The organism is bacterium (assembly GCA_035528375.1).
Lineage (GTDB): Bacteria > RBG-13-66-14 > RBG-13-66-14 > RBG-13-66-14 > RBG-13-66-14 > RBG-13-66-14.
This window is the reverse complement of the sequence record DATKYS010000076.1, coordinates 1-6425: the sequence shown is the minus strand read 5'-3', so window position 1 is coordinate 6425 and position 6425 is coordinate 1. Positions and strand designations below refer to the sequence as shown.

General features: G+C 70.7%; 6 protein-coding genes. 4 read left to right on the top strand and 2 right to left on the bottom strand.

Annotated elements, in window-relative coordinates:
* The coding region (locus VM054_06175) for a EutN/CcmL family microcompartment protein (GenBank protein ID HUT98644.1) at positions 1–261 on the bottom strand (261 nt) is incomplete at its 3' end.
* Between the two features lie 153 nt (positions 262–414).
* On the bottom strand, positions 415–729 hold the full coding sequence (locus VM054_06170; protein HUT98643.1) for a EutN/CcmL family microcompartment protein: 315 nt from the start codon (positions 727–729) through the stop codon (positions 415–417).
* A gap of 120 nt (positions 730–849) precedes the next feature.
* Between VM054_06170 and VM054_06165 the strand changes: the two genes are divergently transcribed.
* The 4 genes from VM054_06165 (at position 850) to VM054_06150 (ending at position 6021) form a co-directional block, all read left to right on the top strand.
* On the top strand, positions 850–3177 hold the full coding sequence (locus tag VM054_06165; protein HUT98642.1) for an Ig-like domain-containing protein: 2328 nt from the start codon (positions 850–852) through the stop codon (positions 3175–3177).
* Positions 3178–3942: 765 nt separating this feature from the next.
* The gene (locus tag VM054_06160) at positions 3943–4479 is read left to right on the top strand and encodes a hypothetical protein (protein ID HUT98641.1); all 537 of its coding nucleotides are present in this window, start codon (positions 3943–3945) and stop codon (positions 4477–4479) included.
* A gap of 10 nt (positions 4480–4489) precedes the next feature.
* The gene (locus VM054_06155) at positions 4490–5143 is read left to right on the top strand and encodes a methyltransferase domain-containing protein (GenBank protein HUT98640.1); all 654 of its coding nucleotides are present in this window, start codon (positions 4490–4492) and stop codon (positions 5141–5143) included.
* Positions 5140–6021 (top strand): DUF3473 domain-containing protein, encoded by an 882-nt coding sequence (locus VM054_06150; GenBank protein HUT98639.1) that lies wholly within the window; start codon positions 5140–5142, stop codon positions 6019–6021. The genes VM054_06155 and VM054_06150 overlap by 4 nt, the downstream gene beginning before the upstream one ends.
* The last annotated feature ends 404 nt before the right edge of the window (positions 6022–6425 follow it).

The window sequence follows — 6425 nt, the reverse complement described above, 5'->3', positions numbered from 1 at the left end:
CTGTTCGTCGAGGACGCCGACCACGGCGAGGTCCACCGGGGCGAAACCCTTCCCCTCGGGCATGGCCAGCGACGCCTCGCGCCCGTCGGCCAGGAGGACCTCGTCGCCGACGCCGGCCTCCACCACCTCCACGGCCACCTCCTCGCGGTCGGAGAGTCGGCCGTCGGGACCGCGGCGACGCACCAGCGCCAGCCGGACGCCGTCGAGGACGGGCAGATGCCGCGTCGCCCAGACGCCGCCCGTTACTTTACCCCGTTGCATTTAAATCCAACCCCCGATGCGTCGCTCCTCGACCATCCACCGGTGCCGTCACGATTCTTGCGGACCCGCTTCTTTTAACAACGACGACGCACCCTCCGGGCAAGAATCGCGCCGGCACCTCCCCGCGGTTAACCCGCTCCCGGCGCAACTGCGTCAAGCCTCAGGCTTGTCGGGTGCGCCGTGCTTGCGGAAGACGATGCGGCCGTCGCGCTCGATGGAGTCCACGATGCCGCAGACGACGGCGTCCACGGGTCGGTTGCGGGTGGGCTCGGTCTGGCGCGCCGAGGACCCCCGGGCGATGAAGCACAGCTCCCCCTGCCCGGCGCCCACGGCGTCCACGCAGATCAGCTCGCCCCCCGTCGGCTTCCCGTCGGCCCCGGCAGGTCGGCATAAAAGGAGCTTGAAGCCCGACAGTCCCGCGTCCTTGACCGTGGAGACCACGTTGCCCGTAACGAGAACCAGGTCCATCGCCACCCCAGCCTTGGATTGCGGACGTTCCGAGTTTAGCGCCTGACGGGGCGTCGAGTCAAGCGGCGCGGGCGCGGGCGGGACTGGTCGGCGACCGGCCGGGCGTGGTATCATCGCCGCATGCTGCGACCGGTCAAAATAGTCCTCTTTTTCGCCATCCTGGGCGCCCTGGCGGGGTGCGGGCGGAAGGCCACGCCCCCCGGCGACCGGGCCCTCGAAGGCGGGATGCCGCCGCGGATGGTCTTCTTCCGCCTCCTCGACAGCCGGCACATCCAACTGGAGTTCGACCGCGCCCTGGACCCCGCGCCGCTGAAGGAAACGGGCAACTTCATCCTCACGGGCGGCGAGGGCGGTGAAGCCGCCGAGGTCGTCCTGGCCAAGCTGGATCAGGCCACCGGGCGCCGTGTGGTTCTGGACGTGGCCGGCCTGGAGCCGGGGGCGACCTACACCCTGCGGACCCGCAACCTGCGCTCGGGCGAGGGGCTTCCCCTGGAGCCGCTGGAGCGGGAGTTCATCGCCGACGCGCCCGCCGACGAGACTCCGCCCCGGGCGGTCTCCACCTTCCCGGAAGAGAGGGCGCCGGACCAGCCGGCCGTTTACGCCTGGTTCTCCGAGGCGGTGCGGCTCGCGCCCGACGCGTCCGCTTCCCTGGCCGAAATCCTGCCCGCCGCCGAGCCGGTGACCCCGACCGAAGGGGAGACTTCCCCCGATACACCTCCGCCCGAGGAGCAGGTCGCGCTCGGTCCCGAGACGGCCCTGGAACTCCGCGTGGAGGGCGACCGGGTGTTCCTCTCCCTCCCCGCAACCCTCGACCCCGCCAAGCGTTACCAGGTGACCCTCGACGGCGTGGTGGACCTGGGGGGCAACGCCACCGAGGAGCCGGTGACGTGGCGCTTCGGCGTCACTCCGGCGGAGGAGGGCTATACCCTGGCGGGTGAGGTTTTCTGCGCCGACGGCACGCCGCTCCCGGCGGACCTCGCGGTGTCGGTTTCCAAGGACCCCGCGGGTGAGCTGCCGCTGGCCCGGGCGGTTCTCGACTCCGGGGCCTTCGAGATCCGGGGGCTCACCCCGACGGACGCCCGCAGCTCGCCCTACGTGACCGCGGTCAGCGCCGCCGGTGGTTGGCGCTTCGAGGACGCCTACGACGAGAACTCGGACGGGGCCGCCGACCGCCTGGGCGCCGCCGACGCAGGGGAGCTCAAAACCGTCCGGCTGACACTGCGCCGCCGCGACGTCCAGGGGCCCGAGCTGGGCCTGGAAAAAACCGGTCCGTCCACGGGTTCCACCGCGGCCGTGACCGTGACGGCCGTGGACGACACCGGGGTGGCGCTCGTGGAGGCCTTCCTCGACACGCCGGGCAACGACGGCGCGGGGACGGCGCTCACCGTCCCCCCCTGGCTCGGCCTGTCCGGCGACCGCCGGCTCACCGCCTGCCTGGCGGTGCCCACCGCCGACTGGGATCCGGGGGAGGCGCACACCCTCATCGTCCACGCCCGGGACACTTTTGGGAATTGGAGCGGGTTCTCGACCCTCGCACTCGCCAAGGGAGAAGAGGAGCCGCTGCTGACCGGGAAGGCGGTCTACGCGGGCGAGCCGGTGGAGGGGGCCGCCGTCGCCCTGGTCGCCGACCCGCCCGGGAGGCCGCTGGCCTTCGACACGACCGACCCCTACGGCCGCTACACCCTGCCCGACCTGCCGGGAGGCGCCCGAATCATCGTCTGGAAGGAAGGCGAGGGGCTGCTCCTCGGTCGTGGTGGGACCGAGAGGGCCGAGGAGGTGCCGGTCGTGGAGCTGGAGCCCTGGCCGGTGATTACACAGGTCGCCTGCTCCCTGGTCCGCTACGCGCCCACGGCGGAGCTGGCGCTGCCCGGCGACCATCTCCTCGTCGAGGCGCGGGTGGAGGCCCCGACGGTGGAGGGCCGGGGCTGGAACTACGCCCTCGAGCTCGGGGAGGCGTCCCACCCCGTGGGACCGCCCCTGGCCGGGAAGATTCTGGCCTACCTGGACCGGGCCTCGGTCGAGCTGCCGGCGGACACCGCGCCGCGGCTCCTGGTCACGCCGGTGGACGCCGAAACCGGGGAGCCCGTCGGGGAGCCGGTCCCCTGGCGCTCGAACGACCTCGACCTGGCCGAGCTCCCATTCACCAAGGTCTCCGCCGTGGACGAGGGCACGACCGTGCGGATAAGCTGGGAGCCGCTCTACGGCGTCGCCGGCTACTACGTGGCCGTCGTCCCAGCGAAGGCGTTCGACGCCCAGAGCCTGCCGGACGCCGGGGTCTGGCGGACCTATCCCGAGCTGGTGCGCACCGGGGAGCTCGTGATTCCCGAGGGGGATTTGGCCGAGTACTGGGGCGTGCCGGGCGGGACGCGGTACGTGGTGGCGGTGTGCGCGGTGTGGACGGATGAGGGCGACCGGAGCTGGAGCTTCGGCGAGCTGGTCCACCCGTAGAATGTCCCCTCCCCCCTCTGGGGAGAAGCGCGCTTAAGTGCTGGGGAAGGCTGAAGCGTTATCCCTCCCCCCTCTGGGGGGAGGGCTAGGGAGGGGGGTAGCTACCCCCTCTTCCCTCTGGGGAGAGGGAATGAGGGTGAGGGCTACCTTATAAAAAACGGCGGGGAGAGGATTCCCCCCCCTACATTTAGAACCGCGCAATTCCCCGTATGGGCGACCGTCCACGGTCGCCCGCGGGCGGACCTAAAGGTCCGCCCCTACGTCATCGCAAGCTACGGTTCGGGCGGGTGCAGCCCCCCTCTCCCCGTGGGATAGGGGCAGGGGTGAGGGCTACCATTGAAAAAAGCGGCGGGGTTAGGAAACCCCGCCCTACGTCTGGGCACATAGCGTTGAATAACCCAACGGGCGTGTCAAGAGACCCGCCCCTACGTCATCCATCGCACATTCAACCCGTAGGGGCGACCGTCCACGGTCGCCCGCGGGCGGACCTAAAGGTCCGCCCCGACATCATCGCAAGCTACGGTTCGGGCCGGTGCAGCCCCCCTCTCCCTGTGGGAGCGGCGCGCCGACGGGGATGGAGGTGAGGGCTACCTTATAAAAAACGGGGCGACCTGAACGGCGCGCCGTCGGTCGGCCCCTACGTCAGCGCAATTGCACGGCAAGGGTCCGAGTGAACGGCGGAACTTCCCGACTACCGGCCACCGCTTGCCGGGTCGGGCCGGGTCGGTTATACTGGGGATGATACGAACGGCTCAGGGAGGTCCGATGGTCCCGATAAAAAGCGGAGCGAGGTACAAGCGCGGCGCCCTGGCCGGGATCATCGCCGGGGCGGTCATGGCGCTGGCCTACATCCTGGTGGATGTCCTCTCGAAAGGCGCGGCGGCGGGGACCGAAGTCGCCACGAAGGACTTCGGCTTCACCTACTTCCTGGCCCGCATCGGCGGGGGGGTCATCATCGGCGTCATCTGGGGCCTCTTCTACGCCGCCATCGAGGAGCGCGTCTGGGGCGTGGGATTTTTAAAGGGCATCGTCTTCGGCGCCGCCGTCTGGCTCCTGGGCGGGCTTCCCACGGCCCTGAACAACTACCTCGCCTTCGAGTTCCGGGGCCTGACCGGCCTGTGGGCCTTCGGCGGCCTCGGGGTCTGCATCGTGGGCGGCATCGTGGTGAGCCTGGTGTACGGCCGCGTGGGGTACGACGACTCCAAGCGCGAGCCGGTGAAGGTCACCGCCACCATCACCGGCGGCGAGAACGCCCCCGAGCCCCCGGACCGGGACATGCTCCCCCCCGGGGAGGGGAATTAGGAGCCGCAGCGTGGGTGACCCTGACGACGCCGCGCGGTTCTTCGACTCCTTCGCGGGCGACTTCGACGGTTTCTACACGGGGCGCCGCGCGCGGCTGACGCGCTGGCTGGACCGGCGCTTCCGCCGGGACATGGTCGTCCGCTTCACCCGGACCTTCGAGGGCTTCGGGGACCTGGGCGGGCGGACGGTGCTGGACTTGGGCTGCGGCTCGGGACCCTACCTCGTGGAGTCGCTCCGGCGGGGGGCGGCGTCCGTGACCGGAGTGGACCCGGCCCCGGCCATGTTGGAGATGGCGGAACGCCGCCTGTGCGAGGGCGGCTTCGACGGCCGCTTCCGCTTAATAAAGGGCGCCTTCCCCGGAACCCCGCTCGAACCCCACGACCACGCCGTCGTCATGGGCGTCATGGACTACACGGCCGACGCGGAGGCCTTCCTCGGGGCGCTCCGGCCGCTGGTCCGGGTCTCGGCGGCGGTCTCCTTCCCCAGCCGGCACTGGCTCAGAACCCCCCTGCGACGACTGCGGTACCGCCTGCGCCGCTGCCCCGTCTATTTCTACACCGAGGACGACGTCCGCCGGCTTTTTAATCGGGCCGGCTTCGGCGACCTCGACCTGTGGAAGATACCGGGCGCCGGCCTGGACTTCCACGCCCTGGCCCGCCCATGACCCGCCACGGCCCCCCGATCGTCACCGTTGACGTCGAGGACTGGCCCCAGTCCACGCTTTCCCACGACCTGCCCGTCACCGGGCGGGTGGCGGTCAACACCCGCCGCCTGCTGGACCTCCTCGACGGGTGCGGTGTCCGGGCCACATTTTTCGTCCTGGGCCTGGTGGCCGAGGCCCACCCGGACCTGGTGGCGGAAATTGGCCGGCGCGGCCACGAGATAGCGAGCCACGGCCACGCCCACCGGGAGATTTTCCTCGGTTCGCGGTCGGACTTCACCGCCGACGTGACACGCTCCAAGGCGCGGCTGGAGGAGCTGACCGGCCGCCCGGTGCTGGGCTACCGCGCGCCGGATTTTTCCGTGATGCGCCCCACCCTCTGGGCCCTGGACGCCCTCGCCGAGGCGGGCTACCGCTACGACTCGAGTGTCTTCCCCGTCGCAAATCGCCGGTACGGAATCGCGGACTGGCCGCCGGAGCCGCTCTCATTGGAGCTGCCGGGCGGCGGGGGGATTGTCGAGCTGCCCCTCGGGGTTTACCGGGGCCTGGGGCGGAACTGGCCCTGCGGGGGCGGGGGTTACATGCGCCTCTTGCCGGGGGCGATATTCCGCGGGCTCGCGCGGAGGTCTTTGCGGCGCGCACCTTTCGTCTTCTACTGCCACCCCTACGAGCTGGACCCCGGCGAGTTCGCCGGACTGGAACGGGACGTGCCGCCGCTCATGCGCCTGCACCAGGGGCTGGGGCGGGGGCGGATGGCCGAGCGGCTGCGGGCGTTTTTCACGGCCTTCGGCGGACGGTCGGCGGCGGATTTTTTGGCGGAGGAAGAGCCGCGCCGTGTCGAGCTGGGCGCCGACGGCACGCTCACGCCGACGCGTCCCTGACGGACTGCGATGACGTAGGGGCCGACCGACGGCGCGCCGTTCAGGTCGGCCCGTTTTATTAGCGGAAGCCCTCACCCTTAATCCCTCTCCCACGGGGAGAGGGGACATGCGGGCGACCGTGGACGGTCGCCCCTACGCGATACTGTGCGGTTCGTGACGTAGGGCGGGGATTCCTATCCCCGCCGCTTTTTCAAAGGAAGCCCTCACCCTAACCCTCTCCCACAGGGAGAGGGGACCGCTGCACCGCCCTCCCTAGCCCGTAGGCGCGCCTCTCCCTAAAAGGGAGAGGGGGACCGTTTCGCCCCCCACCCTAACCCGTAAGCGCGCGTCCCCCCAGAGGGGAGAGGGGACATGCGGCAGCCCTCACACCGGCCCACTCACCGGGCCAACAGGTCGGCGACGAC